General features: G+C 45.1%; 16 protein-coding genes and 2 tRNA genes. 12 read left to right on the forward strand and 6 right to left on the reverse strand.

The genetic code is table 11. The features are described 5' to 3' along the window. The first annotated feature begins 305 nt into the window (after positions 1-305). From VFH06_02970 to VFH06_02990, 5 genes are all read left to right on the forward strand, one after another. A complete protein-coding gene (locus VFH06_02970) occupies positions 306-1,361 on the forward strand; it encodes a D-alanine--D-alanine ligase family protein (GenBank protein ID HET6747040.1) in 1,056 nt (351 codons plus the stop codon). A gap of 5 nt (positions 1,362-1,366) precedes the next feature. Then, positions 1,367-2,116: a slipin family protein gene (locus tag VFH06_02975; GenBank protein ID HET6747041.1), complete on the forward strand. Its 750-nt coding sequence runs from the start codon at positions 1,367-1,369 to the stop codon at positions 2,114-2,116. Between the two features lie 98 nt (positions 2,117-2,214). Further along, a tRNA-Phe gene (locus VFH06_02980) sits at positions 2,215-2,290 on the forward strand. Positions 2,291-2,461: 171 nt separating this feature from the next. Continuing rightward, positions 2,462-3,100: an HAD family hydrolase gene (locus tag VFH06_02985; protein ID HET6747042.1), complete on the forward strand. Its 639-nt coding sequence runs from the start codon at positions 2,462-2,464 to the stop codon at positions 3,098-3,100. Positions 3,101-3,222: 122 nt separating this feature from the next. Next, complete coding sequence (locus tag VFH06_02990) at positions 3,223-4,458, forward strand: amino acid permease (protein ID HET6747043.1); 1,236 nt, start codon at positions 3,223-3,225, stop codon at positions 4,456-4,458. A 7-nt stretch (positions 4,459-4,465) separates the two neighbouring features. On the opposite strand, the gene VFH06_02995 is transcribed toward VFH06_02990, so the two are convergent. Next, positions 4,466-4,975: a DUF1801 domain-containing protein gene (locus VFH06_02995; protein ID HET6747044.1), complete on the reverse strand. Its 510-nt coding sequence runs from the start codon at positions 4,973-4,975 to the stop codon at positions 4,466-4,468. 165 nt (positions 4,976-5,140) lie between these two features. Here VFH06_02995 and VFH06_03000 point away from each other — a divergent pair, with 165 nt between their 5' ends. Together VFH06_03000 and VFH06_03005 are read left to right on the forward strand one after the other, a co-directional pair. Next, positions 5,141-5,470: a dihydrofolate reductase family protein gene (locus VFH06_03000; protein ID HET6747045.1), complete on the forward strand. Its 330-nt coding sequence runs from the start codon at positions 5,141-5,143 to the stop codon at positions 5,468-5,470. Positions 5,471-5,869: 399 nt separating this feature from the next. Beyond that, entirely contained in the window at positions 5,870-7,495 is a 1,626-nt protein-coding gene (locus VFH06_03005; protein ID HET6747046.1) for an alpha/beta hydrolase, read from the forward strand. Between the two features lie 96 nt (positions 7,496-7,591). Here VFH06_03005 and VFH06_03010 read toward each other — a convergent pair whose 3' ends face one another. Both VFH06_03010 and VFH06_03015 read right to left on the reverse strand, forming a co-directional pair. After that, on the reverse strand, positions 7,592-8,098 hold the full coding sequence (locus VFH06_03010; protein ID HET6747047.1) for a hypothetical protein: 507 nt from the start codon (positions 8,096-8,098) through the stop codon (positions 7,592-7,594). 122 nt (positions 8,099-8,220) lie between these two features. After that, positions 8,221-8,730, reverse strand: a complete 510-nt coding sequence (locus VFH06_03015) for a hypothetical protein (GenBank protein HET6747048.1) — start codon at positions 8,728-8,730, stop codon at positions 8,221-8,223. Between the two features lie 53 nt (positions 8,731-8,783). Here VFH06_03015 and VFH06_03020 point away from each other — a divergent pair, with 53 nt between their 5' ends. The 3 genes from VFH06_03020 to VFH06_03030 all read left to right on the forward strand — a co-directional run bounded on the left by VFH06_03020 (position 8,784) and on the right by VFH06_03030 (position 10,076). After that, entirely contained in the window at positions 8,784-9,332 is a 549-nt protein-coding gene (locus VFH06_03020; GenBank protein ID HET6747049.1) for an NUDIX hydrolase, read from the forward strand. 28 nt (positions 9,333-9,360) lie between these two features. Next, positions 9,361-9,915, forward strand: a complete 555-nt coding sequence (locus VFH06_03025; protein ID HET6747050.1) for a putative glycolipid-binding domain-containing protein — start codon at positions 9,361-9,363, stop codon at positions 9,913-9,915. An 84-nt stretch (positions 9,916-9,999) separates the two neighbouring features. Then, positions 10,000-10,076, forward strand: a tRNA-Gly gene (locus tag VFH06_03030). A gap of 1,938 nt (positions 10,077-12,014) precedes the next feature. On the opposite strand, the gene VFH06_03035 is transcribed toward VFH06_03030, so the two are convergent. The 3 genes from VFH06_03035 to VFH06_03045 form a co-directional block, all read right to left on the reverse strand. After that, on the reverse strand, positions 12,015-12,647 hold the full coding sequence (locus VFH06_03035; GenBank protein ID HET6747051.1) for a hypothetical protein: 633 nt from the start codon (positions 12,645-12,647) through the stop codon (positions 12,015-12,017). A 30-nt stretch (positions 12,648-12,677) separates the two neighbouring features. Further along, entirely contained in the window at positions 12,678-13,124 is a 447-nt protein-coding gene (locus VFH06_03040; GenBank protein ID HET6747052.1) for a hypothetical protein, read from the reverse strand. Positions 13,125-13,188: 64 nt separating this feature from the next. Next, the gene (locus VFH06_03045; protein ID HET6747053.1) at positions 13,189-13,641 is read right to left on the reverse strand and encodes a hypothetical protein; all 453 of its coding nucleotides are present in this window, start codon (positions 13,639-13,641) and stop codon (positions 13,189-13,191) included. Positions 13,642-13,884: 243 nt separating this feature from the next. Between VFH06_03045 and VFH06_03050 the strand changes: the two genes are divergently transcribed. Together VFH06_03050 and VFH06_03055 are read left to right on the forward strand one after the other, a co-directional pair. Then, a complete protein-coding gene (locus tag VFH06_03050) occupies positions 13,885-15,213 on the forward strand; it encodes an AAA family ATPase (GenBank protein HET6747054.1) in 1,329 nt (442 codons plus the stop codon). Between the two features lie 10 nt (positions 15,214-15,223). Continuing rightward, positions 15,224-15,697: a hypothetical protein gene (locus VFH06_03055; protein ID HET6747055.1), complete on the forward strand. Its 474-nt coding sequence runs from the start codon at positions 15,224-15,226 to the stop codon at positions 15,695-15,697. The last annotated feature ends 70 nt before the right edge of the window (positions 15,698-15,767 follow it).

A 15,767-nucleotide genomic window follows, 5' to 3' on the forward strand; every position in this document is an offset into this window, starting at 1 on the left:
GAGCCAGGATCACCGCCGTGGTCCTGTCATCGGAGAATCCGGCTGTGGAGGTGAGACGAAGCTCAGCCTATTGTTCTACGCGAGGGCAGGACGGATGAAGAAGTCGCCATGGCGGTCAAAGACTGCCCCGGGGTGAAACGAACGCGCACCGACAAACTTCTGGGACGCCCGGGTGTGTGCGGTGCCCTAAGAGATCTCACCCAGAGACGCTAGTCCGCTTCGCGTAACGTCAACCCCGCCGATAGTGAATGTCGGCGGGGTTTTCAAAGTTCCTAAAATATCCCATGGTATAATAAGACCACAATATGGATCGAACAACCGTTTTGCTATTATTCGGCGGTGAATCTTCCGAGCATGAGGTCTCGATCTCTTCGGCGCGCAATGTATATGCCGCCATTGATGACACAAAGTATACGGTGCTCCTTGGATATATTGATCGTCATGGTAAGTGGTGGCTTCTTGACAGTTTTGGTGAATCTATCGTTACCCATGGTGCGCCGCAACTTATGCCAGTTCTCGGTGCGGGAAGTTTTGTCACTATGCCCGAATCAAGAATCGTCAAACCCGACGTTATCTTGCCTGTTCTTCATGGAAAAAACGGCGAAGACGGCAGTGTGCAAGGTTTGGCTCAGCTTCTTCATATACCTATGGTGGGCTGTGATATGATAGCAAGCGCGCTCTGTATGGACAAAGTTGCGACAAAACAACTCCTTCGCGCCAATAATATTTCGGTTGTTCCGTACGAAAAGCATTTCATTACCGATGAACTTCCTGATTTCAATAGGCTTAGTATGAGGCTGGGAAGTCCACTCTTCGTCAAGCCTGCTCGAGCTGGCAGCTCGGTAGGGGTGAGTAAAATATATAGTGAAGACGAGCTCGAGCAAGCGTTAAGCGAAGCACACAAGCACGACGATATGGTATTGATTGAGGCCGGTGTTGCTGGGTATGAACTCGAAGTAGCGGTCTTAGGTAACCCGCCATATCATCAAGCCAGTGTTGTTGGTGAAATAGAACCAGACGGTGATTTTTATAGTTACGATGCAAAATACGCCCCCAGTAGCACTTCAAAAATCACCATTCCTGCTCAAATAGAGGCGGATACGAGCAAAACCATTCGTGATATCGCTTTAAAAGCATATGAGATCCTCGGTTGCAAAGGACTTTCTCGAGTTGATTTCTTCCTTCAAGATGACGGAACAATTTTTGTTAACGAAATCAATACATTGCCAGGTTTTACAAACATCAGTATGTATCCTAAGCTCTGGCGCGAAGAAGGTATTTCGTATCCCGAACTTATAGAACGCTTTATTTCACTCGCGTTAGACGCTACAATAAAGCCAGCAGACAAAACGGAGGAATAGCACGCGTGGATGGATTTATCATTTTTATCATAATCATTGTTGGTATTTATATTCTGAGTGGAATAAAAATCATTAACCAATACGAGCGTGGCGTCGTGCTCACACTCGGGCGTTTTACTGGCCTTCGAAATCCTGGTCTTCGAGTCGTCGTACCGGTTTTTCAGCGGATCATTCGAGTTGATGTGCGCTCAACGCCTATTGATGTTCCAAAACAAGAGGTGATTACTAAAGACAATGTAACCGTTGGCGTTGATGCGGTTGTGTATTTCAAAGTGATTGATGCGCCAAAGGCAGTACTTGAAACGACCAATTATATTTATGCAACTAGCCAGTTTGCACAGGCAGCTCTTCGCGATGTGACAGGTAATGTTGATCTCGACGACCTGCTTTCGAAGCGAGAGGAAATCAGCCAGCAGATTAAAGAAATCGTCGACCGTCAAACCGACCAATGGGGAATTGATGTTGAGAACGTAAAGGTGCAAAATATCGAACTTCCTCAGGATATGAAGCGCGCAATGGCCAAGCAAGCTGAGGCTGAGCGTGAGCGCCGAGCGGTTATTATTACGGCAGATGGTGAAAAAGCGGCGGCGCAGGCTGTGGCGGATGCGGCAGCAATGCTTACAAAGATTCCTGGCGGTATTAATATTCGTACGCTTCAGACGCTCGAAAAAATCAGTGCCGAACCGAGTCAAAAAACCTTGTTTGTCCTTCCTGCCGAGCTAACTGAAGCTGTCGGTAAAATACTCCGTAAATAAATATGTAACTCAGGAGGGCTCATGGCGTCTTAGAGCTATGAGCCCTTGAAAATCCTCAAGAAATACCTTATACTACCTCAAGTTACCATCTGTTTTCTGGCTCTTTAGCTCAGTTGGTAGAGCAGAGGCCTGAAGAGCCTTGTGTCCCCAGTTCGAGTCTGGGAGGAGCCACCAAGATTATTTACAGATACGAAAAGTTCCAGATTTTATTTTCTGGAACTTTTTTGTTTTGTCTGACCCCCTGTTATCTTTAGTTCGAGTCTGGCGGGGACGGATTACTACAATTTTTAAGGTAGAATATGAAATGTGAAGGTCAAATAAGTAAGAGATTACAGGTATTGTAAAATGGCTCATGAAATTCCCAACCTAAACGAATTTGAAGGCACAGTCTTCCTTGATCAAGATGACACACTTGCTCCGACTGCCGGAGGCATTGAAGCTATTTTCGCAGAAGTCGGCGATCCTACTCGACTTGTAAGCGAGCGCCAGCGCCAGCGAATTCAAAGTCAAGAATTAGCGGCGGCTCAAGGCACTTTAGTTGTACCACCCTATGACATCCGTGACCATTTAGGGCCAAACCCTAGCTTTGAGCTTGAAGGCGAGCCATATAACCTGTCTGAAGAGGATATTATCGCAATTGCACGGCGACTACGAGAAAAAAATCCTGACCGGCTTTTTCCGGATGCGCGTCGGTCACTTGGCAGGCTGGCAACACGTAACCTAGTTCCAGTCATACTTTCATATGGAGATGATTTCACTCAACGCCTGAAAGCATCTTTGAATGGACTTGACGAGTATCCCGTAGAAGTAGTTGACGAGCTAAAGGGCGACTATTTAAAAAAGCGGGCGATAGGCCCATACCTTCTCGTCGATGATCGCAGTAAACATCTTCCCAAACGAGGTGGTGTTTTGTATAACCCAAGCGGAAAGGCTACAACGTATGATGGCCCGACTATACGGAGCCATGATGAGCTTTGGCGATAGAGCCGCTGCGACTAGTCATTCCAGTAGTCTCAATAGCGAACCTTCCAGAAGTCCGAAAAAAATATCTCGGATTTTATTTTCTAGAAAAGGTCCACTGGTATCCGTGCTGATATACTAAAAACATGAGTACGGTTTCTCGGCTTCGACGGACTGTTGGCACCACCATGCTTACTTTGTATGGTATTGGCAATATCGTGGGGGCCGGTGTATATGTGTTGGTGGGAAAGATTGCCGAACCGGCAGGGTATCTTGCGGTGCTCGCCTTTCTGCTGGCGGCGCTCGTGGCTTTTTGTGCCGCGTTGAGTTATGCAGAACTGGCGGCGCGGTTTCCTGTAAGCGCCGGCATCGCCGTATATTTACACGAGGCTTTCAAGGCCAAGCGGCTATCGACAGTTATTGGCCTGCTGCTGGTGTTGGCCGGAACTATTTCAACCGCCACACTTCTCAAAGGTTTTAGCGGTTATTTCACGCACTTCGTATCAGTTGACCCACGGCTAGTGATTGCATTGGCAGTGGTAGCACTGTTGGCTGTCATGCTGCGCGGGATTAAAGAATCGGTAGGTACGGCGGCGATTCTGACTATTATTGAGGTTGGTGGATTGCTGTTCTTGATGGCAGCGATTCTTATAGCTGAGCCCGGTGCGTTAGCTGCCTATGGCGGTAGTTTTTCGCATGCAATTGGTACGGTAGACGCAGCAGCGCTGGCTGGCATCCTGGCCGCGGCTCTCATTGCATTTTATGCATTTATTGGGTTCGAAGATATGGTCAATATTGCAGAAGAAGTGAAGAGACCGCAACATGCCTACCCGAAAGCCATCTTGGCAGCGATGGCCTGTGTTACCGTACTGTACGTTGCGGTCGCCGCGGTGACATTGGGCGTACTAACTCCGCGGGCGTTAAGTGAAAGCTCTGCTCCGCTGGCCGATGCCTATGCTACAGCTACCGGCCAATCACCGGCATTGATTATCGGAGTCAGCTTGGTGGCTACGTTGAATGGAGTGATTGTTAATGTGGTAATGGGGTCACGATTTTTGTACGGGCTGGCCAGCCGGGGATGGATTCCTTCGTGGTTTGGCGGAGTATCAAAACGGCACGTCCCGGCACGTGGGCTAGTGGTGGTTGGCGTCGGTGCGGCGCTGTGTGCCTTTCTGTTGCCGATTGAGCAACTTGCCCAAGCTACGAGTTTGCTCCTGCTGGTTGTTTTCCTGGCTGTCAACATATCGCTCATTGTTATTCGAAGGCGGCATTCTGTAACAAGTCGCGAGATACGGATTTCTCCGCATTTTGTTCCTTGGGTAGGTGCCGTAGCTAGCGGTTTACTGTTAGCGGGTCAGGTAGTCCTCTTTGTAAAAGGCTGAATTCGTTTTATTTATCGAAGTTTTTTATCTGTTCTTTGCCGTCACTGCGTACGGGTTGTTCGTAACCAGTTTGCCAGGCTGTTTGTATGAGTTTATGGAGCTCATCTAGGTCTATATCGGCAAGTCTCCGTATATAAATACAGCCTTTGCCTGTTTTGTATGTGCCCAAATCCGGAAACTTACTTGTCAGTTTTACAGCATCAAAGGTGACGTAAAGCGATATTTTGCCCTTGCGCGGACTAAAGCCGACTTGTAGCCACTGTACGTGACGGCCGCTCGCGTATGTCAAGTCGACTGAGCCAAAACCAATAAGTGCCGTTCCCCACATAACTGGCCTCGCACCGGTTATATCACTGAATATCTGTAATAACTTTCTGCTATCAGCCCGCTGTACGGGATCGTCTAACCCATCGATAAAGTCATTGACGCTTGCCTTATTGGCCGTGGTTTTGTTGCTCATCTTGGCTCCTTTTTTATTCCCCAAGTTTCGTAAGATCGGCGATCCGATATCACTCATATATCTATTAGTATACGCCATGTCTCTTTTAAGATTCGACTCAATAGTTACTTTAATGTTCGATCCATTTAGTCGTTAAATCTTCAAACAAATAGCTCGAATCCAAGGGGCGTATGTTAGTTAGTTGTATCTAGGCACGTTATACTAGATAAGAAGGAAATATATATGGCAAATGTAGTGTTTTTAATGGCAATGTCGCTCGATGGATTTGTAAACGATAAGAATGGCGATTCCAGTCTCTTGTATCCCGATTTTGAAGAGTTGAATAAGAGTGAAGTAATAAAAGAGTTAATTCAGAAAACAGGTGCTGTCATAATGGGTCGCCGTACCTTTGAGATGGCCGAGGATCCAGACTGGTATGTAGGTAATTATGAATTCCAAGTGCCCATTTTTGTATTAACCGAACAGGCACCCGAAAAACAACCCAAGGAGGACAAAAATATTAGTTTCACCTTTATTAACGATATCCAGGCGGCTACAAAAAAGGCTAAATGAGCAGCTGGAGACAGACAGGTTACCGTCGTTGGTGGTCCTAATGTCGGACGACAGCTTTTATTATTAGACTTGATTGATGAACTACAGGTGGCTATTATGCCTGTGCTAATTGGTGAGGGAACTCGCTTGTTCGATCACCTCGAAAACACCCCGATTACATTGGAAAAAACGCGAATTGTCGAAAGCGGCCCAAGAACCGACATCTGGTTTAAGGTTGTTAAGTAAAGCTATAATTCCACGAAATATTCGTGACAACCCAGGCTCCATTGTGAGCTTAGTTATATCATATTTTGAATACATGTACCATTGACTCTAATGTTTTTATACAATCGTCTTTTAGTTAATGAACGGCAGTTGGAAGTTTGTTATAATCGTGAGCATTATAAAATAGGAGGATCTATGCAAATAGTACAGAGCATATGTCGCGCCGGTGTCAGGTTGGGCGTGGCCGTTACGATAGGTGTTGGTTTGGCAATTGTCGGCTGTGTGCCCTATGGGTTGCAACAAGCAAAGGCGAGTCAAAAGAATGCCGCAGCGTCAATAGTATGGCAGCCGAATTGCACTGAGCTCGATCCAAGCGCAGCCAGTAATCAGCAGTGCGGTACCTTGCAAGTTCCTCTTAATTATAAGGATCCGGGTGGTCGCAAAATTACGGTAGCGGTCTCTCGAATCGCAGCTGCTGATCCTAGCCAGCGACGCGGTGTCCTGTTTCTTAATCCCGGCGGCCCTGGTGGTCCTGGGCTCGATTTGCCTTCTCAGTTTGCAACACTTATGTCGCAGGATGTGCTTAATCAGTATGATCTTATCGGTTTTGACCCCCGCGGGGTTGGACAAAGCACCCCAGTATCGTGTGGGTTGACGAGCGAGCAAGCCGAGCAGGCACTTGTTCCGCTTACTCAAAACAATAATTTTAACGATACGGCTGCCTTTATGAAGATGGTTGCAGGCAAATGTGCTGCTACCTCAGGAGATTTAATGCCGTATATTACGACAAATAATACTGCCCGCGATATGGACCAGATTCGCCAGGCACTTGGTGAATCCAAGATCTCATACTTTGCTTATTCGTATGGCACATACCTTGGGTCTGTCTATGCATCATTGTTCCCGCAGCAAAGTGACCGCTTTGTATTGGATAGTAATGTCGATGCAAACTGGGTATGGCGCAAGCAATTTCGCTCATGGAAATTAGCCGATTACGATCGTTTTCCAGATTTTGCTAAATATCTGGCCGCTAATGATGCGACGTACCATCTCGGCACCACCGAGAGTCAAATTAATGCAAAATACTTCGAGCTTATTAATAAACTTCGGCAGAATCCGGCCTATATTCCTGATTTGAATACTACGCTTAACGACACGATGTTCCGTGAAATAGCCTTCTCAATACTTTATAACGATGCTACCTTCCCGTTAGGTGGTAGGATATGGCAATCAGCCGATGGACAGACACCAGCCACTTCACTTGATAAGAATGCCATAAAGTCGCTGCGATCCGTCTCGCCGACGCTTGCCTCCGTGCCAGTAGATAATGGCGCAGCATCGGCATTGGCTGTGGTTTGTGGTGATGTGGCTTGGTCTCGCTCACCGTCGCAGTATCAGCAAGAACTCGCCTCTGACAAACTACTATTCCCTAAGTTCGGTGAGCTTGGCTCAAACATTTGGCCTTGCGCGTATTGGCACTACCAGCCACAAGAGCAGCCAGTTGCCATAAATGCAAATGGACCAACCAATATTTTGATGATTCAGAACAAGCGTGACCCAGCTACACCATACATAGGCGCACTTGAAACGCGCGTGCTTTTCTTGAATCGTGCCCGTATGGTAACTGTTGACCAAGGTGGTCATACGGCGGCATACTTGGCAGCAAACCAATGTGCTACCAACTCTGCCAACAACTACCTTGCCACTGGGGCAATGCCAGCTCATGATACTACTTGCGTGGCGGAGAATTTGCAAAGTCAGACGCCTAAGTCTCAGACTCAGCAGCAAGCCATTAATAGACTGCGGGAGCTAGTGCGGTAATTGTAGTTTTCTTACTCAAATATATGAAATTCTAGTGATTAATGTTGTACCCCGCCAGGATATCCTGGCGGGGCGATGGGGCGCGGACAAATCTGGTCAGAATGTGAGCTGTCGTACCTCACACTGACGTGGTACGGGTCGCTCGTACTGGCTGGCCGTACCGAGCATGGTGCACAGGCCAGCAACCAGCAGGCCGTGCGTCACCCAGATATTTTCGGTGGGCGGCCGCTTCAGGGTCTTTTCGGCTGCGGCCAGCGCAACGGGCGGAATCCGGTTCTGTCGAAGCATGCCTCGGAGCACGTCGAGAGCCATTCCGTGCTCAACCTCATTGAGCTCGGGATGCGGCGTGCGCTTTTCGAAGCCGAGCGATTTCGCTGTGAGCTGTGTTCGGGTGAACTCTGACACGGCCACAGGAGTTGTAGCTGGGGTGATTCCGTACTTTTCCGGAAGCAGAGCGGCAAGAGCGAGACACTCAGTTGTCCCTCTCTCGGTGAGCCCGGCGGACCGATTGGCAAAAGCCAGTCCTTCCGCAGTCATCGAAGCTGAAACTTCTGTCGTGTTGGCGGTCGAATGTGCATGACGAATAACCCATACTGTTCGCATAACCGGCTATTATACAGGGAGGAGAACCCATATACAAGATAATGAAATGGAAAAAATATTTCGAACAAACCCGCACCATGAAGATGCGGGTGTCCGTACCTTTTGTTGCTAGTACGTGATGATCACCGTCCTCGTTCGGCTCGGCGCTTCAGAAGGGCAGCCCGCGCGCTCTGGTAAGCGGCCTTGCAGAACGTCGCATATTCCGGCTTCTCGTTCACAAGTTCCGTCAGCTGCGGATTCCCAACAAACATGACGCCACTGGCGCCGCGATAACCGCCTGTGTGAAATCCGTATCTGCGCGACCTGTCGACGAGGGAGAAAGAGGAGCTGGAGTCATACCAAGAAGGCCATGGGCCTTTGCCCCAGCCTCCCTCGGGCACTCCCGGCTCTCTCACTAGCTGCTCAAGGAGAAAACCGTAAAGGCTCCTTGAGCCATCGTGCAGATCGCTGTCCGGAACTTCTGCCCCCGCGAGAATCGCTGCTGCGACTATCGTCTTGCGTCGTCCGGAGTAGTTGATGGCTACCTCTTTCAAGCTGACCGATCCTTCGAGGACGGGTCGTGTGGTTTCGAGATCTGCCGCGGTAAGCTCCACAGCTCCTACCTCCAAAAAGTGTTGGACACTTCTCACCATACAATATTGTATGACAGTAAGCAAGGACATGAAAAAAAGTTTATAATAAGTATATGCAGCTTACTATGAAACCATGGAAACTGGTAAAATCTCAGATTGTTTTTGATAACTATACAAAAATAGAAGAGCGAACTTACGAATTGCCCGGTGGCCAAACAAAAAACTTTTATATCAAACTCTCCGGTAGAGCGGCATGTGTTGTTGCATTTACGGAGGATGGTAAAATCATTACCGTCGAACAATTCCGCCCCGGCCCAGATAGAGTGCTCTGCGAACTCCCGGGCGGTGGAGTTGATGGTGACGAAACATACGAGCAAGCTATTGCTCGCGAACTAAGAGAGGAGACCGGCTATGAGGGCGAACTTCAATTTGTAGCCGAATGTGTTGATGATGCCTATGCAACGATGCTACGCGGGTGTTTCGTTGCGACGAATTGTAAAAAAGTAGGTGATCAGCAGCTTGATGACAGCGAGTTTATGAACGTGAAATTGCTGGAATTGCCGGAGTTCCTTGAAATCATCCGCGCGGGCCAAATGACCGATGTTGAAGCAGCATTTTTAGGATTGGATTTTCTTGGGGTGCTTAGACCGCAAGAATCGTAAATATGAAAGTCAAAACAGGAGAAAACTGATGGCGAGAACTATCGTGTGGAACAATGAAAACGAGCCTGGTGTAGAAAAGCTTAATTTGGATACGAAAGAAAACAGCATCGTTGCAAAATCTCACGTCATAGGCGGCGATGCAGATCTCCATACTAAATGGGATGCGGAGTACGAAATTACTTGCGGTGCCAATTGGCACGTACGTGATGTTTCCATCTACGAAAAAACAGCCGGTCGCCACCTCATTATTCATAGCGATGGAGCGGGCAATTGGACCAATGAAAGTGGTAAAGAAATAGAGGTCATTCACGGCTGTATAGATATCGACTTTCGCGCAACACCATTTTCAAATACATTTCCCATTAAACGCCTTCAGTTAGCGGAAGGTGAGACTGCTACTATCGAAGTGGCATATATCAATGCGCCCGATCTTGAAATAACCAAAGAACAGCAAGTATACACGCGGCTCTCAAGCCATACATGGAAGTTTATTCAGCCGAGTGCTGATTTCGAAGCAACCATTACGGTTGATGATGAAGGTTTCGTCGTGGATTATCCCGGGTTATTTACAAGAGCCAGCTGATCCAATTGCAAGTCCTCCCGTGTTTTCATAAAATCTTTCCCTCTTGAAAATCAGAGGTATGTCCTTTATAATCATTTCGTACATGCGGGTGTAGCTCAGTTGTCTAGAGCGCGTCCTTGCCAAGGACGAGGTCCAGGGTTAGAGTCCCTGTACCCGCACCAAGAACGAAATCATTGGCCTTTAAGAACCCGTCCCAGGGTTCTTTTAGTTTGTAAGTAACATCCGACCCCTGTCGAAAGTCCTTTCCTCGTGCCGTAATTGTGAAGTTAGAGAAGAAGATTCTAAGCAACGAATCCATCTGCTTCATATCCTGAATTTTACCCAAAATAACAGGGGTAGATTCAAAAAGTTTAAGATATTCTTCAAATGTTGGAAGAGCATTCGGTGCTTCCTTGCGCAACTGTAATATTTCGTTATATCGCCCTCTTGTTTTCTCAATTTCGGCAAGTGATGCGTCAAGATTGTAATGCTTGTGGAGCTTTCCTGTCTCATCGTTCTCGATAAGCTTCTTGATTTTTTCGTACGATGCTTCTTTATTGCCAATTTCGACTTTAAGTCGAGCAATTTCAGAATTCATCTTTTTCTGGCTTTGTTTGATTTGCTGTTTAGCGTTTTCGATGAACACATTATAATTGCTCTTCGTAACAAATAAGTACTTTGTAAAGAATCGCTGTGCCTCATCAATTACAAATTTTGCTCTAGCAGATCTGCCTTCAAGTTCACAATCGGGAGTGTCGCATCTGTAATAATAGCGATATTCGTATACTTCACCGTTCTTTTTCTTATTGGTCATCATTGATGTCATTGTTTCGCCACAATGTCCGCAGTAGACCATCTGTCGCAGCATATTAGCTTTTATATCGCCCCCTCGTGGTCGATTGATAGTAAGGATCTTTGGAGAATCAAGGCTGTCAATCCTGTTTATTTTCAAGAAATCATCAACTGTAACCATGGCTTGGAAGTCATATTTTTCATTCAAGGTTATGAGAGTTGCACCCCATTTATGTACACCGGCGTAATGAGGGTCTCTTAAAAGCTCCGAAACATCATCTTTGCTCCATTTGTGGGACACGGGATCAGCCTGGGGACGTTTCTGGACTTTATAATCTTGTTCGTTGATCCAGAAACGAATTTCTTTCTGTGACTTACCATCCAATGCCATATCAAACATATGCTTCACTTTTGTGAAGTTATCGGGGTCGGGCTGAAAATGACGGTCAACATCAACGATGTAGCCATGTTTGAATTTACCAATAAATTCACCATCTTCTACTGCACGACGATTGCCACGGTTTACGGATTCGCTAAGATGTTCTGAATACTGTTTTGCCATCACGAAGGTAATGCCAAGTAGCATTTTGCCAGCAGGAGAGTTCTCAAATGTAAAAGTCGGGAATTGAAGGTCTTTAATAAGATGGCGATCAACAAGATCAATAACCGTCCCTGCCTCTTTCATGTTGCGTGAAAGTCTATCGGGGTGCCATGCAATTAAACCATCAATTTGACCTGCCTGAATATCACGAATAAGTCGTTTAAATTCTTCTCGTGTATCTGCAACTTTTGCTGAAAAATTTTCTTGATAAATACGAACCACATTAAGATTTTGGGGTGTAATGATGCGATCCATGCAATCCCGTATCTGGTCTTCGACAGATGATTCTTGCTTTTCATCTCCCGCTGTTGATTTTCTGGCATAGAGAGCATACCGAATTTTCTGTCTATCAAGCTCTTCTGGGTCATCTCCTTTAAGCATTTCAAGGAGTTTCTGCTGTTTCTTTAGCTCATCCATATATCTGATTATATAGGGAGGAGTGCAGAGTTAGAGCTTTTTTAGGCTATGAATTATAAGATGATTTTAACGCCGTCGTCACTAATAAGAAACGGTTTATTGGTACCGTCCTTCTCGCAATTTTTTTTAAGGATATTGAGTAAACTCTCGTATCTAACAGATTCGTCATTGGAGTCTGTATTTTCAGTAGTTACAGTTTCAACGGTGTCGATATAGGGATCATAAAAGGATGAAGTTTCCTTCTTATTATTGTCTTCTATATCATCCATGCCTTAACAATAGGCAAGTTTGAATCGATAGTAACGGGATTTTAAAGAGTCTTTTTAATACCCTTTACAACCCTGTGGTAATAGTCGATAAAATCTTTGTACTCAGTATAATGTCTTTCGCCGTTATAACCTTCTAATCTCTCGTGCTGGTAATCATCATATATTTCAGATAATTTCTTTTTAGGATTACGGAGTTTTTGTTTGTAGATTGCGAACGCGAGAGTCGTGTCCTTAGACGTAGCCGATCTTTTTGATCCCTGTAATTGCTCTTGCAACTTCTCGATGTGATCCCATATGACAATCACATCTTTTCTTCGTGTTTCAGAACCGATGACAATATTTATCCGATTATTTTCGATATATGCAACAGGCGCACGGTTGCGGCTCCATGCCTGACTGTATTCGTTATGTAGTAGGAGTCCTTTACGAGCAACTTCTTCGTGGATGTCTAGCTCGGCACCTAGTAGCTTCACATAATGTGCAACGATCTCTTCTTCACTTTTAACCATGGGTTTACCGGTAAGCTTCATTATTCCCAGTGGATCAACAGCCTTCACACTCTCTAGGAAGTGCTGCTTTATTTCTATGAAGTCGCTGTCGGTAAAAAGATCGTAAAGAAACCAATCTTTATCAGTGCGCGGACTATATAGCCCACGGTCGTCTTCTCGCTTCATGCCCACTATTATAACCGATCTATCGTAGCATCACTGCTGTGGTGTAATATCCTCACCAATATCGTATGTACTTGGGTCAATCGTGGGAAGCACAAAACCTTTAATAAGCGGTGGGCCACCTTCACCCTGAACATTCAAATCCACATCAGTCTTACGACCATACACCTGATTCATCATCTGATCGAGTTCTTTCCATTCGCTTTTTTGAATCGCTTCGGCTAGCTTTCTTTCAAACGTTGGAGTAGCTGGATCTTTAACAACCTCTTCTAGCTCTGGATCGGTGAGCTGCATCATTTTTTCGAGCTTATACCGTGCGGTATCTTCACGCTTCCAGGAGCCATTACTACGACGCTCTGGATTAGTATGAAAGCCAGCCTTTGGTTTGTTGCCCGGTAAGAATTTTCCCTGCTCATCACGACAATTAACCGCTTGCTTTGTAGCGGTATTTTCGTCATCGATATATGCGTCTGTTCCCATACCTTATTTGCTCCTACCTCTATTATATCGAGGACATTAGCGAAAAGGCTGGGCGTTTTTGAAATTAATAACAGCGCGTATAGGCGGATGATCCAACCGCATTCGATATACAAGTCATGCCTGAATTGTTTTGGGTGTCAGCCTCTGCTTTTGTCTTGTACGTCGTTTGTTCGTCCTCTTTCTTTTCATTCAGCCGTTGGATATTAGTATCACGATTGGCGGTCGTATCGTACTGTGTATGGCAATCGATCTGGTTGTTGTAGTAGGTCATCGTAAGCTGATGTGCGCTATCTACGCTCATATCGTCTGTCCATTTGCCATCGAGGGTATCCCAAGCCGATTGTAGGCAATTATTTAGTGACTTGGCTTCTGATACTTGTTTCTGGTATTGACCTGCGTCTCGCTGTAGCAGTACCCAAATTAGGAGAATTGCTCCTGCTGCTAATGCAAATAGAATGACAATAGCAATAATTGCATGTTTTGCCGTTGGGCCTGGTCGCTTGGTTTGTGATTTCATATAATCCCTTTCTTTTTCGCGGCAAATAAAAAGGACACCGCGCAGGTGTTCTAAGCCTTTATCCACATTTGAGCGGTAAAGCCCAACTGTTTCGCACGGTGCCCATTTCAGACCTTTACCGCACGAAAAGAAGTCGCAATTCAAATGTGAAAAATGGCTTAGAACATTTATGATTATAGCGTGTGTACACTCTGTAGTACAGTAGATTACTAGTATTACAAAATAGTCTGTATAATGTAGATCATGAAGATCGCCGCTATATACGCAGATAATTTTAGAGGTTTTACAAAAACAAAAGTCCCGCTTTCAAGGATGAATTTTTTAGTCGGCGAAAATAGTACAGGAAAAACTTCATTTCTAAAATTAATCGAGTTAATTACTTCTAGTGATTTCTGGTATAACGGAGAGTTTCGCACCCAAGACGTAGATTTAAGCTATTTTGGCGACATATCTTCAAGTAATACGACTGATAAGGTAGTAAAAATAGGTATTCTCTATAGTGATGTAGTGAGTGACAAGAGCAATGCAGAAGAAAAGTTCTATCCAATAGCGATTACACTTGTACGAGGCCCAAATGGAAAAACCACCGTTAAAAATTTAAGAGGCGTATCTGGTGACGGTACTGAAGTCACTATAGTTAGATCGATTGCTTCAAATGTTACAAAGTATAAGTATAGAGAGGCTGTCAAAGTCGATCTTGTCAATTTCGATAGCTGGGTAGAGGAAGAAGTTACTAATATAGGCTACTCCAAAACAGATCTGGATAGTGAGCATCGTTTTGAGCAGTCTCCATACTTTTTGTTATCTTATACCTCCCACATTACTAAAAAAGAGAAAAGGAAAGGTGTAAAGAACGATGGTGATAAGTCTATTAGCTTACCTAATGTAATTAATTCGTACATTTGGATAGCTCCGATTCGAATTAAACCAAAGCAAACATACGATGGGAATGTCTATGACTATTCATCGGATGGCGCGCATGCACCTTATGTATTGAAAAATATTTTCAGTGGCCGCAATTCCAAATCTTCCACTCAGTTAGTTTCAGCCCTTAATAAATTTGGAAAGTCTAGCGGTCTATTTGAGGAGATCAAGGTCAAGAGCTTCACTCGTCAAGACAATGCACCATTCTCCATAGAAGTCATTATTGGTGGAGAGCCTAGAAATATAGAAAATGTCGGATACGGTGTTTCACAGGTTCTGCCTGTTGTTACTGAAATACTTAATCACGACCATGCACGATTTGCGATCCAACAACCAGAAGTTCACCTACATCCAAAAGCACAAGCTAGCTTGGGCGGTTTATTCTACGATATCACAGATGCTGCTAACCCATCGTTCATTATCGAGACTCATAGTGACTTCGTTATCGACAGGTACAGGCAAAGGATGTCAAAAGACAAAAGGAATAGTCGGGCTAAAGATGCCCAGGTGGTCTTTTTTGAAACTAAGAAGTCAGTCAATAGTGCGATACAGATAAAGATAAATTCAGACGGTTCCTATCCAAAAGATCAACCTACTAACTTTAAAAAGTTTTTCTTTGATGAAGAGCTTCAAAACCTATCGATCTAGAGAGTAATCTGTGTGTATTATTGTTGACATAAATACGCTTGCTTCAGTTTTCAAAACAAGCAGTGCAGATCATGGACAATTCGCTCCTGTCTTATCTCATATTCGATCACGAAAATCCAACTTAATCATTGGCGGTAGTAAATTTGAAGCAGAATTAAAACTTAACAAAGAGTTCTACAAAATTCTTTCTATTATGAAGAGTAATGGCCAAGCAGTGGAGGCAGATAGATCTCGTGTAGACTCACTTGAGGCGTCTATAGCGGCAAAGTTTTCAGACCCGTTATTCAATGACAAACACATCGTAGCACTCTGCTATATTTCGAACGCTCGGCTTGTCTGTACGAAAGACTTGGTGTTACAAAGTTATATTAAAAAGAGAGATTTTTATAATAAAGGCAAAACACCAGCCAAAGTATTCAATTCAAAAAGCCCCGCCAAAATAGTGCCAGGGGGTTCTTTTAAACCGAAATGTGGACTGTGCTAAGGCTTCTCGAGGAGAATGCGTACGGCTTAGAGCCTAAGGAACTCCGCCCTCTTTTTGTTATACTTAGCAC

This window comes from Candidatus Saccharimonadales bacterium, assembly GCA_035697325.1.
Taxonomy (GTDB): Bacteria; Patescibacteriota; Saccharimonadia; order Saccharimonadales; family Saccharimonadaceae; genus JALRBM01.

Excerpts from the sequence above, each read along its gene's own strand:
- VFH06_03005 (HET6747046.1), top strand. The coding sequence starts at position 5,870 with ATGCAAATAGTACAGAGCATATGTCGCGCCGGTGTCAGGTTGGGCGTG.
- VFH06_03015 (HET6747048.1), bottom strand. The coding sequence starts at position 8,730 with ATGGTGAGAAGTGTCCAACACTTTTTGGAGGTAGGAGCTGTGGAGCTT.
- VFH06_02990 (HET6747043.1), top strand. The coding sequence starts at position 3,223 with ATGAGTACGGTTTCTCGGCTTCGACGGACTGTTGGCACCACCATGCTT.
- VFH06_03010 (HET6747047.1), bottom strand. The coding sequence starts at position 8,098 with ATGCGAACAGTATGGGTTATTCGTCATGCACATTCGACCGCCAACACG.
- VFH06_03000 (HET6747045.1), top strand. The coding sequence starts at position 5,141 with ATGGCAAATGTAGTGTTTTTAATGGCAATGTCGCTCGATGGATTTGTA.
- VFH06_03025 (HET6747050.1), top strand. The coding sequence starts at position 9,361 with ATGGCGAGAACTATCGTGTGGAACAATGAAAACGAGCCTGGTGTAGAA.
- VFH06_03035 (HET6747051.1), bottom strand. The coding sequence starts at position 12,647 with ATGAAGCGAGAAGACGACCGTGGGCTATATAGTCCGCGCACTGATAAA.
- VFH06_02995 (HET6747044.1), bottom strand. The coding sequence starts at position 4,975 with ATGAGTGATATCGGATCGCCGATCTTACGAAACTTGGGGAATAAAAAA.
- VFH06_03020 (HET6747049.1), top strand. The coding sequence starts at position 8,784 with ATGCAGCTTACTATGAAACCATGGAAACTGGTAAAATCTCAGATTGTT.
- VFH06_02985 (HET6747042.1), top strand. The coding sequence starts at position 2,462 with ATGGCTCATGAAATTCCCAACCTAAACGAATTTGAAGGCACAGTCTTC.
- VFH06_03045 (HET6747053.1), bottom strand. The coding sequence starts at position 13,641 with ATGAAATCACAAACCAAGCGACCAGGCCCAACGGCAAAACATGCAATT.
- VFH06_03040 (HET6747052.1), bottom strand. The coding sequence starts at position 13,124 with ATGGGAACAGACGCATATATCGATGACGAAAATACCGCTACAAAGCAA.
- VFH06_03050 (HET6747054.1), top strand. The coding sequence starts at position 13,885 with ATGAAGATCGCCGCTATATACGCAGATAATTTTAGAGGTTTTACAAAA.
- VFH06_02970 (HET6747040.1), top strand. The coding sequence starts at position 306 with ATGGATCGAACAACCGTTTTGCTATTATTCGGCGGTGAATCTTCCGAG.